The following is a 14,830-nucleotide window of genomic DNA, read 5'->3' on the forward strand; positions in this document are numbered from 1 at the left end:
GCCGGCGGATCGTCCGCCGGCGCTCTTTCGTCGTGTCGAGCGTGGTCGCGGGCTACTCGCTGTAGTCCCCGCGAACGTGCCACCACTCGTCGAACATGCTGGCCGGTACCCGGCGCTTGTGTTCCGTAGCGAGGTAGCGCGCCTCAAGGGCGCTCGCGACCTCGGCCGGCACATCCTTGCCTTCGAGGAAGTCGTCGATGTCCGAATAGCTGAGACCCAGGTTGTCCTCGTCGGTCTGACCGGGGTTGTCGTCGAGGAGATCGGCGGTGGGCGCCTTCGTGTAGAGGCGCGCCGGCGCCTCTAGGTACTCCAGCAGAGCTCGCCCCTGACGCTTCGTCAGACCGCTGAGGGGCAGGATGTCGGTGCCACCGTCGCCGTACTTGGTGAAGAAGCCGGTGACCGCCTCGGCTGCGTGGTCGGTGCCGATGACGAGCAGCTTGAGGTCTCCGGCGATCGCGTACTGGGCCACCATGCGCGCGCGAGCCTTCGTATTGCCTTTGGTGAAATCGGTCATCTCGTCGCCCAGGGCGTCTTTGTACTCGTCTTCGAAGCCGTCGACGCCGCGCTGCACGTTGAACGTCACGGTGCGTTGCGGCTTGATGAAGGTCAGCGCGAGCTGAGCGTCGTCTTCGTCGTGCTGCACCGAATACGGCAGTCGAACGGCGATGAACTCGGCGTCGACACCCTGCTCGGCGAGGCGCTCCACGGCGAGCTGCGCCAAGCGGCCGGCGAGCGACGAGTCCTGGCCGCCGCTGACGCCGAGCACGAAACCGGCCGCGCCCGTCGTCTTCAGATATTCGACGAGGAAGTCGACCCTTTTCTCCGCTTCGGCGGCGGGGTCGATGACGGCGCTGACGTTCAATTCAGCGATGATTCTGGCCTGTAGGTCACGCATGATCACACCTTAGCCTCGGCGCGTTTCGCCTGTGTGAACGACCGCAAGACGTGCCCGACCGGTAGCATCCGAGCATGGATCCCAGCGTCGGCCCCATCGTTCTCGTCCCACTGCTGGCCGTCGTCGCCTCCCTGTTCTCCGACTGGGTGGGCCGCGTCGCCAAGGTTCCGCTCGTCGTGTTCGAGATTCTGCTCGGGCTGATCCTCGGGCCGAGCGTTCTCGGGTGGATCCCGAAATCGGATGCGCTCGACTTCATCGCGAACTTCGGTCTCGCCTTCCTCTTCTTCATGGCAGGCAACGAGATCGACTTCGCCGCGATCAAGGGGCGTCCGCTGCGCAGGGCCGCGCTCGGCTGGGTGGTCTCCCTCGTGCTCGGCGTGCTCATCGGGGTGGTGCTCGCCCCCGATCCGATCGCCGGCGTCTACATCGGCATCGCGCTGACCTCCACCGCCCTCGGAACACTGATGCCGGTGCTGAGGGATGCGGGAGAGATGCACACTCCCTTCGGGCGTGCCGTCACCGCGGTCGGGGCCGTGGGTGAGTTCGGTCCGCTTCTCGCGATCTCGCTGTTCCTGAGCGGGCGCAAACCCCTCTCCGCCGCCATCGTGCTCATCGGTTTCGCCGTGATCGCGGGGTTCGCGGTGTGGCTGGCCTCGCGCGGAACCCACGAGCGGTTCCATCGACTCGTGCGTGCGACGCTGCACACGAGCGGCCAGTTCGCCGTTCGTTTCGTCGTGCTCGTGATCGCGGCGCTTGTCGGCTTGAGCGTCGCGCTCAGTCTCGACATGCTGCTCGGCGCGTTCGCCGCCGGTGTGATCTGCCGCGTGCTTCTCGCCGGCGCGAAGAAGCCCGACGCCGAGCTCATCGAGACCAAGCTCGAGGCGGTCGCGTTCGGGCTCCTGGTGCCCGTCTTCTTCATCAACACGGGCATCGGGTTCGACCTGTCCGCGCTGATCGGGGATTCCACCGCCCTGCTTCTGCTCCCGATCTTCCTCGTGCTCTTCCTGATCGTGCGCGGGCTCCCGGGATCGTTCGCCGCTCCCCCGGGCTCCACCTTCCGCGATCGCGCTTCGCTCACGCTGTTGAGCGCAACCGGTTTGCCGATCATCGTGGCGGTGACCAACATCGGCCTCGAAGACGGCGATCTCGCCAAGGGGACCGCCACAGCTCTCGTCGGTGCCGGGATGCTCTCGGTGCTGCTGTTCCCCCTGCTCGCGCTCACGATGCGGCGCCGCTCATCCGATGGCGGCCTGCGACCGCCCGACCCGGAGCGCGTTCCGACGATGGGCTGAACGGCGCGGCTACGGGATGCGCGTCAGCGCGCGCCCGAGGATCGCCGCCGTCAGGGCTTCGACCGCATCCCGCGCCGCTGCGGGATTCGACAGCAGCGTGAAGTCGACCCCACCGAGTTCGGGGAGCGAGAACCGGTTGCTCACCTTCACAAGGTCAGAGGGGATGAGCGACCGCGGAAAGACAGCCACTCCGATGCCGGCGCGCACAGCGGCGAGCACACCGTTGACCTCGCGGGTGTTACACGTGATGCGCCAGGTGCGTCCGGCGGCTTCCAGCGCGTCGATCGTGATCTGCCGGCTCACACTCGGACCTTGGTAGGCGATCAGCGGCACCGGCTCGCCGGGCTCGATCACGGTCTTCTCCTGCCCCACCCAGACCAGCTCATCCGTCGCCACCACGGTGCCGTCGGTGGTTCCGGGGTTCTGCTTGATGAAGATGAGATCGAGATGTCCCGCCTGCAACCGCCGGTACAGCGGGCCCGACTGGTCGACCGTGAGCTCCAGGTTGATCTGCGGATGCTGCTGCCGGAAGTGCCGCAGGATGCGCGGGAGCGTCGTGATGGCGAGGTCGTCGGCGGCGCCGAACCGCAGGCGTCCGCGCATCGCCGAGCCGGAGAAGTAGCTCTCGGCCTCCGCGTGCGCCGCCAGGATGGACCGGGCGAACCCCGCCATGGCGTCCCCGTTGTCGGTGAGGCGCACATCCCGCGTGTCCCGGGCGATGAGCTGCCGCTTGGCGGACTGCTCCAGCCTGCGCACGTGCTGGCTGACCGTGGGCTGGCTGATGCCGAGCCGATTCGCCGCTTTCGTGAAACTGTGCGTGTCGGCCACCGCGAGAAAGGTGCGGAGGAGCACCGGGTCGAACATGCGCATCCATTCGATAAACCAATAGGAGTTATAGCTTCAATTCGGTGCAAGAATACTCCGACCTTGCGTAGCGTTGGAGTCACAGAACACTCATACGAAACCGGACACGCAGGAAAAACACGTGGCACACCCCACAGCAGCAGCAGCACCGCCCACAGGACCGATGCCGGTCCTCTCCACCAGACCCCCGTGGCGCGAGACGTTCGTCTCCCTCCGGGTTCCGAACTACCGCAGGGTCGCCGCGTCGAACCTCATCGCCAACACAGCCGTCTGGATGCAGCGCATCGCGATGGACTGGCTGGTACTGCAACTGTCGGGCAGCGTCGCCGCCGTCGGCATCACGGTCTTCATGCAGTTCACCCCGATGCTGCTGTTCGGCCTGTACGGCGGAGTGATCGCCGACCGCTACTCCAAGCAGCGTCTGCTCATCATCACGCAGTCGACCGCCGCCATGCTCGCCGCCGTGCTCGCCGTACTCACCCTGACCGGCACGACCGAGGTCTGGCATGTCTACGTCATCTCGTTCGCCCTGGGTCTCGTGACGGTGGTCGACAACCCGGCACGGCAGGTGTTCGTCAACGAACTCGTCGGCCCGAAGTATCTGCGCAACGCGATCAGCCTCAACTCCTCGATCTTCCAGCTCGGCGGTCTGATCGGCCCGGCCGTCGGCGGCATCCTCATCACGGCCGTCGGCGGCGGCTGGTCGTTCGCGATCAACGCCGTCGCCTGCCTCGCCGTGGTGGGCAGTCTCTGCTCTCTGCGACGCTCCGAGCTGCACGCCTCAGCCGCCGCCCCGCGTGGAAAAGGTCAATTGGCCGAGGGGATGCGCTACGTGCGCAACAAGCCCGTCATCTTCTGGACGGTGGTGATGGTGGCGATCACCGCCGTGTTCGCCTTCAACATGCCCGTGTTCCTCGCCGCGTACGCGAACAACGTGTTCGACGTCGGAGCGCAAGGGTACGGACTCTTCAACGCGCTCGTGGCCGCTGGGGCGCTGGTGGGCGCACTCGCCTCGACACGGCGCACCAGCATCCGCCTCAGCATGGTGGTGGGAACGGCCGCAGCACTCGGGGTCGTGCAGGCGTTCGCGGGATTCGCTCCCTCGGAACTGGCCTTCGGCGCACTGCTCGTCGGAATCGGTGTCGCCAACCTGCTGTTCATCACCGGGGCGAACTCGCTGGTGCAGATGTCGTCGAACGTTCAGATCCGCGGTCGAGTGATCTCCCTGTACATCCTCGTGCTGCTCGGCGGCCAGGCGATCGGTGGCCCGCTCATGGGCTGGATCGTGGAGACCTGGGGGCCGCACATCGCGATGATGATCTCCGGGCTGGTTCCGGCACTCGCCGCGGTGGTCATCGCCATCCTGATCGCCCGGAGCGCGAGCCTCCGCCTCCGCGTCAGCCTTCGCGGACGCCGGCCGAGCGTGACGATCGTCACCCGCGCAGGCAAGACCGGTGGCCGGCTGTGACCCTTCCGGGCCGTTCTGCGGCCGAACCCAGGTAGTCGAGCTAGGCTCATACCATGCCCAGCTATAGAAATCCTGGACCGATCGAGTTCGACGCCGTCCTGCAGCGGGGCGAAGCAGAGAACTCTCAGGCCTTCGTCATCTTCCCCCTCGACGCCGAGGAAACCTTCGGAACGGCAGGACGCATCCCCGTCGTCGCCACCTTCGACGGTGAAGAATACCGGGGGTCACTGGTGACCTACGGCGGCGGCGACCACCTCATCCTCGTGCTGAAGAGCATCCGCGAACGCCTGGGCAAAGACGAGGGCGACACGGTGCGGGTGACCATCGACCTCGACACGAGCGTGCGCGTCGTCGAGCTGGCCGAGGATGCGCGCACGGCGCTGAAAGAGGCCGGCGCCCTCGAAGCGTTCCGGGCCATGAGCTACAGCCACCAGCGCGAATACGAGCGCTGGATCGAAGAGGTCAAACGCCCCGAGACCCGCGCGCGACGGATCTCCCGAACCATCGAGCGGGTGACCGCGGGCCAGCGCCTGCGCTGACCGTGGCGGGCGCTACGGTATCGTGGAACAGCCCGCCCTCGTAGCTCAGCGGATAGAGCAGGAGCCTTCTAATCTCTTGGTCGCAGGTTCGATTCCTGCCGAGGGCACCGTAGCCAGCGACTACTCGCTGGAGCCTTCTCATCTCTTGGTCGCAGGTTCGATTCCTGCCGAGGGCACACCCTTTGTAGCGGGCGTCCGTTCGTGCGGAAAGTGCGGTTGAGCGGTCGCGAACCGCACGTATGGCACGAACGGTGCGGCGGGCGGCGGGCGGCGGGCGGCGGGCGCGTCAGCGGCGGGCGCGGCGAGCAGCCCGGTTGCGCGCGAAGATCCAGCCGACGATACCGCCGATCAGGAACACGATGACGACGAGCAGCCAGGTCGGCATCGTCAGCTGCCCCCACAGAACGAAGATGGTCGCCTTGTCGTCGCCCACGCCGTTCTGAATCGCGATCACGACGAGAAGCACGACCAGCACGATGGCCAGCCATTTGCGCTTCAGAAACCTGACGACTGCGCTGTCGGTGCTCTCGGCGTCCTGTGTGCTCATGATCGGAATCCTCTCAGTGGACGGTCAGGTCCATCATCCCGGTTAAGAGGCTCCGCGGCCAGCATCTTCCGCTCGCGCCGTCAGACCGCCTTGGCTGCGGCGGCCAGCACCTGCCCCAGCGTCGGCACACCCTCGGCGCGGAAGACCTCCGCCCCGTCGGCCGTGCTCACGATCACTGTCGGGGTGACCCGGATGCGGTCGGCCTCGGCCTGCTCCATGTTGCGGGCGACATCGAACTCCGTCACGGTGGCGGCGGGAACAAGACGTGACGCTTCGGCGAGCACGGCCCTGGTCTGCATGCACGGTTCGCAGAACGCCGACGTGTAGAGGGTGAGCTTCATGATCGCGGCGCTCCCAGCGAGGTGACGAGGCGGCAAACCGCCGATGACGTACGCACGATGCCAGTGTACGTCGGGCGAACATCCGGCGACCATCGCGCCCGCGAACCGGTGCGGCGGCGCACGACGACCTCGGCGCGGGGAGAATCGCACCGTGAGCCGAGCCGCATTCACCCGGTACGTGGCCCTCGGTGATTCGATCACCGAAGGTCTGTGCGACGCTGCGCCACCGCATCCGTCGCCGCTGCACGCCGCCCCGCCGTCGGCATGGCTCGGCTGGGCGGACAGGCTCGCCGCCATCCTCGACGGGGATGCCCGTCTCGCCGGCCGCGGATTCGAGTTCGCGAATCTCGCAGTGCGCGGCCGCCGTATCGGCGACGTGGTCGGCGACCAGGTGCCCCGCGCGCTGAGCCTGCGCCCCGACCTCGTCTCCGTCATGATCGGCGGCAACGATCTCATGAGCCCCACCGCAGACCCGGATGCGCTGGCCGAGCGGCTCGACGCGGGCATCCGTTCTCTGCGCGCCGGAGGGTCGACCGTACTGCTGGCCAACCTGTTCGACCCCCAGTTCGCGTTCTTCCTCAAGCCGTTCCGCGGGCGGGCCGCGGTGTTCAACGCGAACATCTGGAGCATCGCGCGGGCGAACGAGGCGGTCGTGCTCGACGTGTGGGGCGTGCGCGAGTTCCAGGACGGCGCGATGTGGGCTTCCGACCGCGTGCATCTGAGCGGGCGGGGCCATCGGCTGCTCGCCGCCCGCGCAGCCCACACCCTCGGCGTGCCGTACGCCGAGATCGCCGCCATCGACACCGCGTCGGCCACGGCCGCGCCGGCCGCACCGCTGCCGTTCAGAACCTGGCTGCGCGTGTACGCCATCCCGTGGGCTGGTCGGCGCCTCCGCGGGATCTCGGCCGGTGACGGACTCGACCCGAAACGGCCGGTGCCGCAGCCTGTCGGAGCCCAGCACTAGACTTTTCGCATGGCTAACTCCTCGGATCGACTGGTCTGGATCGACTGCGAAATGACCGGACTCGACCTCGAGGTCGACGAACTCGTCGAAATCGCGGTGGTGATCACCGACTTCGATCTCAACGTGCTCGACCCGGGTCTCAACATCGTGATCAAGCCGGATGCGTCCGCGCTCGAGAACATGAACGACTTCGTGCGCGACATGCACACCACATCCGGGCTCATCGAAGAGATCCCGAACGGCAAGTCGGTCGCGGAGGCCGAATACGAGGTGCTCGAGTACGTGCTCAAATACGCACCGACCGCACGCACGGCACCGCTCGCCGGCAACACCATCGGCACCGACCGCATGTTCATCGCCAAGTACATGCCGCGGCTCGACAACCACCTGCACTACCGCAGCGTGGATGTCTCCTCGATCAAAGAGCTCTCACGCCGCTGGTACCCCCGCATCTACTTCAACGCGCCCGAGAAGCACGGCGGGCACCGCGCACTGGCAGACATTCTCGAATCGATCCGCGAGCTCGACTACTACCGGAAAGCCGCGTTTGTCGGCGAACCCGGGCCCACCACCGAAGACGTTCAAGCGGTCTCCAACGCGGTGGTGGAAAAATGGGCGCCGCGAATGTAATAGAATCGTCGAGTTGCTTTGAGCGAGCCGAACAGGATCGCTCGAAGACATGGTGGGTATAGCTCAGTTGGTAGAGCGCCTGGTTGTGGTCCAGGAGGTCGCGGGTTCAAGCCCCGTTACTCACCCCAAGTCATTTCTTACGCTGTGATGGGCCCAGCGGCTGCGTGCCGCCCACTGCGGCCCACTCGATTGTCACGTTCAGCGCGGGTACCGTGCGCGGCATGGATACAACGACACTCATCATCGTGATCGTCGTGGTCGTCGTCGTCGTGATCGCCGTCATCGTCGCGGTGGCCATGACCGCCGGCCGGCGACGCAAGGCCGAAGCCGACAGGCAGCGGGCTACCGAGCTGCGCGCATCCGCTGCGGATGACGGACTCGCCGCGCGCGAACGAGAGGCGAAAGCGGCCAGAGCGGACGCCGACGCACAACAGGCCGAAGTCGACGCCCAGCGGCTGCGGCAGCAGGCGCAGGAGCGTCAGGACGACGCGGCCGGAGTTCGCGCCGCCGCCGACGAGAAACTCCGCAAGGCCGACGGGATCGACCCTGACGTGAACCGCTCCGAGAATCCGCCCCCGCGGTAAGCGCACGTCAGAATTTGCGGCGGCTTTCGCCTCTAGCCGCAAGAACGCGACAATTCGTCGACATTTTCCTCTCTGCCCTTGCGGGGCTCACCGGATGCGCCGTATCGTCGGGCCATTCTCGGGCGGTGCACTGCCCGCCTGGTGTCCGATGACGTACACATCTCGAGAGGATCTCGTCGACGATGAGAACACACGCAGTCCGTCAGACGATGGCCGCGCTGGCCGCCACCGCCGTCGCCATCTCCCTGGTCGGCCTGACGACTCCGGCGGCCGCCGCGCCCGCCGGCGGTGTCGTCCCGACCCCGGTCACCCGGGCGGCAATAGATCCGTCCCTCTCCGCCGGGCGCGGTGCGACCGTGCCGTTCTCCGAGCAGGAGGCTGAGGAGGCGACGACGAACGGCACCGTCATCGGCCCGGGACGCGCCGCATACACCCTTCCCGCCGAGGCGTCCGGCCGCTCGGCCGTCAGCCTGCTCCCGGGGCACTACGTCGAGTTCGTGCTGCCCGCCGCCACGAACGCGATCACGGTTCGCTACAGCATCCCGGATGCCCCGAACGGCGGCGGCATCACCGCTCCCCTGGCGGTGACGGTCAATGGCGGAGCCAAACAGACCATGACGCTCACCTCCCAGTATTCGTGGCTCTACAACCAGTACCCGTTCACCAACGACCCCAACGCCGGCCTGCTGCACACCGATTGGTGGATCACGGAGTGCGGATGCGTGCCCGCGGCGACGACGCCCGCGCCGGTCATCGCCAAACCCTTCCGGCCGATGCACTTCTACGACGAGCAGCGACTTCTGCTCGGCCGCACCTACAAGGCCGGCGACAAGCTCCGCCTCACCGCGCCGGCCGGGTCGCCGGCCGCGACCACGACCATCGACCTCCTCGACTCCCAACTGGTGGGTGCACCGCACGTGCGGCTGCTCGCCGCCAATGTGCTGGCGTTCGGTGCCGACCCGTTCGGCAGGCGCGACTCGGCCGACGCCATCGACAAGGCCGTCGCCTTCGCGAAGAAGACCCACCTGAAGGTCTACATCCCGCCGGGCGTGTACCGCGTCGACCGCCACATCCTCGTCGATGACGTGACGATCGAGGGCGCGGGCAGCTGGTACACGATCATCAAGGGCAAGGAGGTGGCGCTGGCCACCCCCGCGCCGGACGGCTCCGTGCACACCGGCGTCGGCTTCTACGGCAAAGACGCGGCCGCCGGCGGCAGCCACGACGTGCACCTCTCGGGCTTCGCCATCGAAGGCGATGTGCGCGAGCGCATCGACACCGACCAGGTGAACGGGATCGGCGGAGCACTGAGCGATTCCAGCATCGACGGCCTCTACATCCACCACACCAAAGTCGGTGTCTGGCTCGACGGACCGCTCACCCGCCTCTCCGTGACGAACACCCAGATCGCCGACCAGATCGCCGACGGACTGAACTTCCACACAGGGGTGACCGACTCGGTCGTGTCGAACAACTTCGTGCGCAACACCGGCGACGACGGCCTCGCGATGTGGTCGGAGAGGACGGCCGACGCGCACAACACGTTCGATCACAACACGGTTCAGACGCCGACTCTGGCGAACGGCATCGCGATCTACGGCGGCACGGACAACACGGTCTCGGCGAACCTGATCGCCGACCCGGTGCGTGAGGGCAGCGCCATCCAGGTCGGCTCCCGCTTCGGAGCCGAACCGTTCGCCGGCCGCCTTTCCATCGCGGAGAACACGACAGCACGGGCGGGAACGTACGAGCTGAACTGGAACATCGGTCTCGGTGCGATCTGGTTCTACGCGCTCGAGCGGAACATCGACGCGGACATCCAGGTCACGGGCGACCACTTCCTCGACAACACCTACAACGCGATCATGCTCGTCACCGACTTCCCTGTGAAGGATCAGTACCGCATCACCAACGTGCACTTCGCCGACATCCGTGTCGACGGCACGGGCACCTCCGTCGTGAGTGCGCGGTCGGCTGGGTCGGCGACGTTCCAGAACGTGGACGCCCGCAACGTCGGCGCCGTCGGCGTGAACAACTGCGGTTCGTTCAACTTCACGCCGGCGGGATCGGAGTTCTCGCTGACCGACCTCGGCGGCAACGCCGGCGGCGGCACCACCGGGCCGTGGCTCGCCGCCTGGGAGCTCCCGAACACGATCACCTGCGACGACCGACCTCCGGTCGTCGCGCCACCGGCACCGTCGCCCTGGAACTGAGCGGGCGAACCGCCGTGCGAACGGTGGGTGTCAGTCGGCCGACCGGTGCAGCAGGAAGATCCCGCCATGCACCGGGCGGTCGGCGCGCTCGGCTTCGGTCTCGACGTACTCGTCGAGCACCGCGACGATGCGGCGGTCGAGTTCGTCGACATCTTCCGGCGAGAGATGGAGGGAGAACCGGGCATAGGTGGCGATGGATGCGGTGCCCGCCTCGGCGAGCTCTTGCTGGAAGGCCTCCACCGGGCCGAACGACCTGTCGGGGTCGGCACCGCTCAGCGCATCCGAAAGCCACCAGGTGCGGCCTGTGGAACGGTAGGGCTTCTCGAGCGCTCCGCTCTGGCCGGTGCGCGCCGGAACGCTCTCCAGAAACCCTGCGTCGACGAGCTGCTTGACGTGATAGTGCGCCGTGCCCGGGTCGATGCCCAGGCGGTCGGCCAACTGTTTGTTGGTGAGTTCGTACTGACCGCAGAGCCTGACCATGCGCACTCGGATGGGGTGGGACATCGCCTTCGTCTCCTTGACGGTGGCGGGGCGGCGCTTCGCGTCGACCGGATTCTCTTTGTGCGCCATGAGTCAACGATAGCGACCGATGTACTCCATGCATATCGATTTGAATTTTCCCAATCACTGTGGGATTCTGCCCTCATGACCTCATCGCTGGGTGCTTCGTACGCGAAACTGTGGGCGTCGTCCGCGCTCTCGAACCTGGCGGACGGAGTGATGAAGGTCGCGCTCCCGCTGGTCGCCATCCGGTTCACCGACTCCCCCACCCTCATCGCAGGGCTCACCTTCGCGTTCACGTTGCCGTGGCTGTTGTTCGCGCTGACCGCCGGCGCACTGGCCGACCGATTCGACCGGCGCAAGCTGATGCTCGTCGCCAACACCGCGCGGGCCGGGTTCCTCGCCATCCTCACGGTCGCAACGGTCTTCGGCGCCGGATCGATCTGGGCGCTGTACATCGCCGCCGTTCTGATCGGGGTCGCCGAAACGATCTACGACACCTCGGCGCAGTCGATCCTGCCGCAGGTGGTCGACTCGGCCGTGCTCTCCCGGGCGAACGGGCGGCTGTATGCCGCCGAGCTCACCGCGAACCAGTTCGTCGGGCCGCCGCTCGGCGGCGTGCTCGTCGCGGCCGGCGCGGCCGTCGCCTTCGGGGCACCCGCCGCGCTCTGGGTGCTCGCGATCCTCGTGCTGCTGGTGCTGCGCGGTTCGTTCACCACCGGCCACAGCCGCACCACCACCGTTCGCGCCGACATCGCCGAGGGGCTGCGGTTCCTCTGGAGCAACAGGCTGCTCCGCGCGCTGGCCATCATGGTCGGTGTCTTCAACCTCGCGGGAAGCGCCACGTGGACCATCCTCGTGCTGTACGCGGTGGGCCCGAACTCCGCGATGCGGTTGACGGACCCCGGATACGGCCTCCTGCTCACAGCGTCAGCCGTCGGCAGTGTGGCCGGCTCACTGATCGCCGAGCGCGTCGAGGGCGTGCTCGGCCGCGCTCGCGCCCTCGTGCTCACCATCTTCGGCGGCGTCATTTCCGTGGCAACCCCCGCCTTCACCTCGAATCCGTGGGTCATCGGCGCGGCTTTCCTGATCGGAGGGGTCACGGTGTCCGTCTGGAACGTCATCACGGTCTCGCTCCGCCAGCGCATCACTCCCCACCGGCTCCTGGGGCGCGTCAACAGCGCCTACCGGCTTGTCGCCTGGGGCACGATGCCCCTCGGCGCCGCGGCCGGCGGCATCCTCGCGCAGGTGCTCGGGCTCCAGCCGGTGTTCGCCATCATGGGCGCCGTCACCCTGACCCTCCTGATCGGCATGTTCTGGGTGACCGACAAGCGGATGGCAGAGGCGGAGCGGTCCGCGGAGCCGGCGAGCGGCGCCGCGTCGCAGCCGAACGCGTGACCGCCGTACACACCACCCTCCCAGGCTCTGTACCCGTTCTGCCCAGCCAGACCCTTTACGGTTGACGGATCGAACGGCACTGTCAGCCGTTCCGTCACGCACGACCCGCATCCCTGCTGAACCCCGCGACGACGTCGAACCCCCGACTCCCCCGTCACCGGATGCCTGTCGCGCGGGACGCCCGCGTCGCACGCCGCACGCCCTCTGAGCCCCCGCTCCCCGGACGATTCCGCACGTGCGCGCGGTCTCCAACCCGTCGGATCGCGTTTCCTCCAGGACTTCGCCGATCGCCACCGGAACGCCTGCGCGCTGGTCCGGTCGCCGACGGGGCCGCGAAGAACTCTGGAAGAGAATGCTCAGAACCATCCGCAAGACCAGCCTCACCTTCAACCACCTCGTCAAAGGCGTCGCCGCCACCATGCTCGTCGCCTCCGTGATCGGCCCGACCCTGGCCCAGGAGCAGAGCGTCAAAGACACCCGCGAGCTCTCCGAGTCCACCGGGATGCGCCACGAACAGCTCTCCGTCTACGAGAGCATCGTGCGTCAGCGCCTCGAGAGCGAGGCGAAGACCACGCTCGACGGCGCCACCGCCACGGTGACCGCCAACCAGTCGAAGGTCGACACCTCGGCGGCCAAGACCGCCATCGCCGGGCTCGGCGCGTACCGCAAGCTCGACGATTCCGCGCTCCGCAAGACGATCGACAACACGAAGGCCGCGTCCGACAGTGTCGCCGCCGCCGGCGCCGAGGCCGACCGCAAGGCCGCCGAGGCGGCAGCCCAGGCAGCGGCGCTCGCCAATACTCCGGACGGGGCGAAAGCGACGGCCCGCTCCCTCGCCGCCAGCATGCACGGTTGGGGCGACGGCGAGTTCCAGTGCCTGAGCAACCTCTGGCAGAAGGAATCCGGCTGGAACTACCAGGCCTCGAACTCCGGCAGTGGGGCCGCGGGCATCCCGCAGGCGCTCCCCGGCAGCAAGATGGCCACCGCCGGCGCCGACTGGCAGACCAACGCGAGCACCCAGATCAAGTGGGGCCTCGACTACATCGCCCGCGGCTACGGCACGCCGTGCAGCGCATGGTCGCACTCGCAGTCGGTCAACTGGTACTGATCGGAGTGCGCCGGCCGGGTCGGCGCCGGTAGGCTCGCGGAGTGAACTCCGCCACCTCCCCCGCCGGCCCGCAGCCCGACGTTCAGGGCGCGCACCTCCTCGGAAGCGTCAACCTCCCGAACGCCGACGCGGTCTTCCGCACAGTGGCCGCGCATCTGGGCGACCGGATGCGTCGTCTTCCCGATGGCGAGGTCGGCGAACGCTTCTACTGGATCCAGTTTCAGAAGAGCCGGTTCGACACGATGGCGGGTCTCTCGCGCGTGCCGACCGAGCCCTTCTACATCCGCGAGATCTTCGACGGCCGCCCCTTCTTCATCGAAGACGGCGTCTCGGCCGACGACCTCGTCTTCCCCGACATCGGGTACGCGGACGCCGCCCTCGAGTCGTACGCCACGTTCTCCCGGCTGCGCGATGAAGGCGCGATCCCTCAAGGAGTGCGGTTCCAGGTGTCGCTTCCGACGCCGGCGGCGATCGCCGGCTCGTTCTTCGTCGCCGAGAACCGCGCCGCGTTCGAGGTTGCGTACGAGCGCGCGCTGTTCGGCGAGTTGGAGCGCATCCTCGCCGGTGTGCCGCACGCCGATCTCGCCATCCAGTGGGACACCGCCCTGGAGTTCGCTCTGCTCGAATCGGCGAACATCCGCTCGGCCCACGCGATCTCTCCGTGGTTCGACGACGTGCTCGGCGGCGTGACCGATCGCGTCGCGCGCCAGGCAGCGGCCGTACCGGAGGACGTCGAGGTCGGCTACCACCTCTGCTACGGCGATGTCGAAGAATCCCACTTCGTGCAGCCGACGGATGCGGGCCACCTCGCCGACGTGATCGCGGGCGCTCTGGAGAAGTCGACCCGGCCCATCACCTTCTTCCATCTGCCTGTACCGATCGAGCGGGATGACGCGGAGTTCTTCGCGCCCCTGGCGGGTGTCAGCATCCCGGATGACACCGAGCTCTACCTGGGGCTCGTGCACCACGAAGACGGGGTCGAGGGCGCCGAGCGTCGCATCGCGGCTGCCGCGGCCGCCGTGCGGCGGTTCGGCGTCGCCACCGAGTGCGGCTTCGGTCGTGGACCGAGCGAGCGCACGGCGGGCCTGCTCGATCTGCACGCCGCCGTGACGAGCGCCTGGTGATGCCGTGATCGACCTCGACGCCGACGCCTTCGAAGCCCTGGTCACGGATGAGCTCGACGAACTGCCCGACGACATGGTGGACGGGCTCGACAACGTGGTGTTCGTCGTCGAGGACAGGCCGGAAGACGGCTCGCTCGATCTGCTCGGTCTCTATGACGGCGTCGCCCTCACGGAGCGCGACACGTACGGGTTCGGCGAGATGCCCGATCGGATCATCCTCTATCGCGAACCCCTCCTCGCGATCTGCGCGGACGAGGCCGAGTTGCGCGACGAGGTCCACATCACGCTCGTGCACGAGATCGCGCACTATTACGGCATCGACGACGAACGCCTGCACGAGCTCGGCTGGGCCTGAGCTCGTG

Annotated in this window: 16 protein-coding genes and 2 tRNA genes; 13 read left to right on the top strand and 5 right to left on the bottom strand. The window is 67.5% G+C overall.

Going from position 1 to position 14,830, the window contains the following annotated elements:
- Window positions 1-52: 52 nt before the first annotated feature.
- The gene (nadE, locus tag ACFVWR_RS17875) at window positions 53-895 is read right to left on the bottom strand and encodes an ammonia-dependent NAD(+) synthetase (protein WP_387215326.1); all 843 of its coding nucleotides are present in this window, start codon (window positions 893-895) and stop codon (window positions 53-55) included.
- A 74-nt stretch (window positions 896-969) separates the two neighbouring features.
- Between nadE and ACFVWR_RS17880 the strand changes: the two genes are divergently transcribed.
- Entirely contained in the window at window positions 970-2,187 is a 1,218-nt protein-coding gene (locus tag ACFVWR_RS17880; protein ID WP_387215329.1) for a cation:proton antiporter, read from the top strand.
- Window positions 2,188-2,196: 9 nt separating this feature from the next.
- On the opposite strand, the gene ACFVWR_RS17885 is transcribed toward ACFVWR_RS17880, so the two are convergent.
- Complete coding sequence (locus tag ACFVWR_RS17885; protein ID WP_387215333.1) at window positions 2,197-3,051, bottom strand: LysR substrate-binding domain-containing protein; 855 nt, start codon at window positions 3,049-3,051, stop codon at window positions 2,197-2,199.
- A gap of 163 nt (window positions 3,052-3,214) precedes the next feature.
- Here ACFVWR_RS17885 and ACFVWR_RS17890 point away from each other — a divergent pair, with 163 nt between their 5' ends.
- The 3 genes from ACFVWR_RS17890 (at window position 3,215) to ACFVWR_RS17900 (ending at window position 5,165) form a co-directional block, all read left to right on the top strand.
- Window positions 3,215-4,519 carry an MFS transporter gene (locus ACFVWR_RS17890; protein WP_387215372.1) on the top strand — a complete coding sequence of 435 codons (1,305 nt, stop codon included), beginning with the start codon at window positions 3,215-3,217 and terminating at the stop codon, window positions 4,517-4,519.
- Window positions 4,520-4,572: 53 nt separating this feature from the next.
- Window positions 4,573-5,058, top strand: a complete 486-nt coding sequence (locus ACFVWR_RS17895; RefSeq protein ID WP_387215336.1) for a DUF1905 domain-containing protein — start codon at window positions 4,573-4,575, stop codon at window positions 5,056-5,058.
- A gap of 34 nt (window positions 5,059-5,092) precedes the next feature.
- Window positions 5,093-5,165 (top strand) — tRNA-Arg (locus ACFVWR_RS17900).
- 179 nt (window positions 5,166-5,344) lie between these two features.
- On the opposite strand, the gene ACFVWR_RS17905 is transcribed toward ACFVWR_RS17900, so the two are convergent.
- Window positions 5,345-5,605: a LapA family protein gene (locus tag ACFVWR_RS17905; RefSeq protein ID WP_387215339.1), complete on the bottom strand. Its 261-nt coding sequence runs from the start codon at window positions 5,603-5,605 to the stop codon at window positions 5,345-5,347.
- A gap of 80 nt (window positions 5,606-5,685) precedes the next feature.
- Window positions 5,686-5,946 (bottom strand): thioredoxin, encoded by a 261-nt coding sequence (locus tag ACFVWR_RS17910; protein WP_387215342.1) that lies wholly within the window; start codon window positions 5,944-5,946, stop codon window positions 5,686-5,688.
- Between the two features lie 151 nt (window positions 5,947-6,097).
- On the opposite strand from ACFVWR_RS17910, the gene ACFVWR_RS17915 reads away from it, so the two are divergent.
- The 5 genes from ACFVWR_RS17915 to ACFVWR_RS17935 all read left to right on the top strand — a co-directional run bounded on the left by ACFVWR_RS17915 (window position 6,098) and on the right by ACFVWR_RS17935 (window position 10,337).
- Window positions 6,098-6,910, top strand: a complete 813-nt coding sequence (locus tag ACFVWR_RS17915) for an SGNH/GDSL hydrolase family protein (protein ID WP_387215345.1) — start codon at window positions 6,098-6,100, stop codon at window positions 6,908-6,910.
- Between the two features lie 9 nt (window positions 6,911-6,919).
- Complete coding sequence (gene orn / locus ACFVWR_RS17920) at window positions 6,920-7,540, top strand: oligoribonuclease (RefSeq protein ID WP_387215348.1); 621 nt, start codon at window positions 6,920-6,922, stop codon at window positions 7,538-7,540.
- Between the two features lie 52 nt (window positions 7,541-7,592).
- Window positions 7,593-7,668: transfer RNA gene (locus tag ACFVWR_RS17925), tRNA-His, on the top strand.
- A gap of 93 nt (window positions 7,669-7,761) precedes the next feature.
- Window positions 7,762-8,124, top strand: coding sequence for a hypothetical protein (locus ACFVWR_RS17930; protein ID WP_387215351.1), 363 nt, complete (start codon window positions 7,762-7,764; stop codon window positions 8,122-8,124).
- A gap of 182 nt (window positions 8,125-8,306) precedes the next feature.
- Complete coding sequence (locus ACFVWR_RS17935) at window positions 8,307-10,337, top strand: glycosyl hydrolase family 28-related protein (RefSeq protein ID WP_387215354.1); 2,031 nt, start codon at window positions 8,307-8,309, stop codon at window positions 10,335-10,337.
- 30 nt (window positions 10,338-10,367) lie between these two features.
- Here ACFVWR_RS17935 and ACFVWR_RS17940 read toward each other — a convergent pair whose 3' ends face one another.
- Window positions 10,368-10,907, bottom strand: a complete 540-nt coding sequence (locus ACFVWR_RS17940; protein WP_387215357.1) for an ArsR/SmtB family transcription factor — start codon at window positions 10,905-10,907, stop codon at window positions 10,368-10,370.
- Window positions 10,908-10,982: 75 nt separating this feature from the next.
- Between ACFVWR_RS17940 and ACFVWR_RS17945 the strand changes: the two genes are divergently transcribed.
- From ACFVWR_RS17945 to ACFVWR_RS17960, 4 genes are all read left to right on the top strand, one after another.
- Window positions 10,983-12,236, top strand: coding sequence for an MFS transporter (locus ACFVWR_RS17945; RefSeq protein ID WP_387215360.1), 1,254 nt, complete (start codon window positions 10,983-10,985; stop codon window positions 12,234-12,236).
- 352 nt (window positions 12,237-12,588) lie between these two features.
- Window positions 12,589-13,344 (top strand): hypothetical protein, encoded by a 756-nt coding sequence (locus ACFVWR_RS17950; RefSeq protein ID WP_387215363.1) that lies wholly within the window; start codon window positions 12,589-12,591, stop codon window positions 13,342-13,344.
- Window positions 13,345-13,385: 41 nt separating this feature from the next.
- On the top strand, window positions 13,386-14,468 hold the full coding sequence (locus ACFVWR_RS17955; RefSeq protein WP_387215366.1) for a hypothetical protein: 1,083 nt from the start codon (window positions 13,386-13,388) through the stop codon (window positions 14,466-14,468).
- Window positions 14,469-14,472: 4 nt separating this feature from the next.
- Window positions 14,473-14,823 (top strand): metallopeptidase family protein, encoded by a 351-nt coding sequence (locus ACFVWR_RS17960; RefSeq protein WP_387215369.1) that lies wholly within the window; start codon window positions 14,473-14,475, stop codon window positions 14,821-14,823.
- The last annotated feature ends 7 nt before the right edge of the window (window positions 14,824-14,830 follow it).

The organism is Leifsonia sp. NPDC058292, from assembly GCF_042880955.1.
GTDB lineage: Bacteria > Actinomycetota > Actinomycetes > Actinomycetales > Microbacteriaceae > Leifsonia.

Coding starts and splice junctions, on each gene's coding strand:
- ACFVWR_RS17890 (WP_387215372.1), top strand. CDS start 3,215: ATGCCGGTCCTCTCCACCAGACCCCCGTGGCGCGAGACGTTCGTCTCC.
- ACFVWR_RS17940 (WP_387215357.1), bottom strand. CDS start 10,907: ATGGCGCACAAAGAGAATCCGGTCGACGCGAAGCGCCGCCCCGCCACC.
- nadE (WP_387215326.1), bottom strand. CDS start 895: ATGCGTGACCTACAGGCCAGAATCATCGCTGAATTGAACGTCAGCGCC.
- ACFVWR_RS17930 (WP_387215351.1), top strand. CDS start 7,762: ATGGATACAACGACACTCATCATCGTGATCGTCGTGGTCGTCGTCGTC.
- orn (WP_387215348.1), top strand. CDS start 6,920: ATGGCTAACTCCTCGGATCGACTGGTCTGGATCGACTGCGAAATGACC.
- ACFVWR_RS17885 (WP_387215333.1), bottom strand. CDS start 3,051: ATGTTCGACCCGGTGCTCCTCCGCACCTTTCTCGCGGTGGCCGACACG.
- ACFVWR_RS17880 (WP_387215329.1), top strand. CDS start 970: ATGGATCCCAGCGTCGGCCCCATCGTTCTCGTCCCACTGCTGGCCGTC.
- ACFVWR_RS17905 (WP_387215339.1), bottom strand. CDS start 5,605: ATGAGCACACAGGACGCCGAGAGCACCGACAGCGCAGTCGTCAGGTTT.
- ACFVWR_RS17895 (WP_387215336.1), top strand. CDS start 4,573: ATGCCCAGCTATAGAAATCCTGGACCGATCGAGTTCGACGCCGTCCTG.
- ACFVWR_RS17910 (WP_387215342.1), bottom strand. CDS start 5,946: ATGAAGCTCACCCTCTACACGTCGGCGTTCTGCGAACCGTGCATGCAG.
- ACFVWR_RS17935 (WP_387215354.1), top strand. CDS start 8,307: ATGAGAACACACGCAGTCCGTCAGACGATGGCCGCGCTGGCCGCCACC.
- ACFVWR_RS17945 (WP_387215360.1), top strand. CDS start 10,983: ATGACCTCATCGCTGGGTGCTTCGTACGCGAAACTGTGGGCGTCGTCC.
- ACFVWR_RS17950 (WP_387215363.1), top strand. CDS start 12,589: ATGCTCAGAACCATCCGCAAGACCAGCCTCACCTTCAACCACCTCGTC.